The following is a 1249-nucleotide window of genomic DNA, read 5'->3' as shown; positions in this document are numbered from 1 at the left end:
GTTTTGACGTCAGCGTGATTGTTGTGCGCAATTTCGCAACACTGTTGGTAGGTACGGTTAGCGCCGCAAGGACAAGAAGAAGCCATAAGATGAAATCTCGTTAGGTAAAGCGATGAAACAAATAATCCCAATAGAGTGGGAGAGAAGCATTATAGCGAGTTAAGGTGTTTGAGAAAGCAGTTCTTGAGCCCATTCTGTCGATTCATTGAATGCATCAGCTAGCTGATTTTCCGTTAACTTCAAGACAGAGCAGTATCTTTCAGCCAGTTCCCAATCTGCTTGTTCGTAAGCAATACACATAGAAAGGAGATACCCAAGCACACCTTTTCGACTTGTCAGGGCGAGCTTGATGTCTTCATCGACGGGAATGTCTTCAATCACATCCGACAGAGGTTGATCGAGAAGCGAGCCTAGTAATGAGAACATACCAGTCAGAAAGGCTTGTCCAGGATCGTACTTGGTTTTCATTTGGCTAAGCAAAATTTCACACATACGAGCGCGTTGAATAGCAAGCGAGTAGAGTGAATCGGGCTTGTCCTCTTGCACAGAAGCGATTGCAACCAGTGAAATAAAGCGTCGTAAACGTTCTTCGCCCAGATAAATCAGCGCCTGTCTAAACGATTTGATCTTGGTTGTGAGCGTGTAACCCGAGTTGACGTAAGTGAGCAACTTATAAGAAAGCGTCACATCAATAGAGAACAGACGCTCCACTTCATTGAAGTCGATGGGCTTATCAGCAATCTCTTTACACAACTGGATGACGGTTAAAAACGCCGGGTTGAGGCGCTTCTTTTGGATCATTTCTGGTTTACTAAAGAAGTAACCTTGAAAGTAGTTAAAACCAGCGTCAAGCGCTTGTTCAAACTCTTCATAGGTTTCGACTTTTTCAGCCAAAAAATCGATATTAAACTGGCTCAATGCTTGGATGAAAATTGCCGCTTTTTCAATTGGTACTAAACGAATATCAAATTTGATCATCGATACGTACGGAAGAAAGCGTTTCCAAGCCTTAGTTGGTACAAAGTCGTCGAGTGCAATTCGGTAGCCGCATTCGTGCAGATGTTTTATTGCATCGAGAAGCTCTTGCGTAGGCTCACAATCTTCGAGTACTTCAATAACCAGAGAATCTTTCGGAAACAGTGTCGGAACAAGGTTGACCAAGCTTTGGTGGGGAAAGTTAACAAAACCGAGTTTGTTACCTAACGTGTTGTAGTGCGTCGACAAAAAATGATCAGATAGCAGTCGACTA

General features: G+C 43.3%; 2 protein-coding genes. Both read right to left on the bottom strand.

Translation table 11 applies throughout. The features are described 5' to 3' along the window. The coding region (locus R7O12_RS25590) for an SEC-C metal-binding domain-containing protein (RefSeq protein ID WP_318126864.1) at positions 1–86 on the bottom strand (86 nt) is incomplete at its 3' end. A gap of 73 nt (positions 87–159) precedes the next feature. Further along, on the bottom strand, positions 160–1249 hold a 1090-nt coding region (locus R7O12_RS25585; protein ID WP_318126863.1), incomplete at its 5' end, for an EAL and HDOD domain-containing protein.

Source organism: Vibrio sp. Vb1574, from assembly GCF_033338675.1.
Note: the sequence above shows the minus strand (reverse complement) of the source record. Positions and strands in the feature narration are given on the sequence as shown.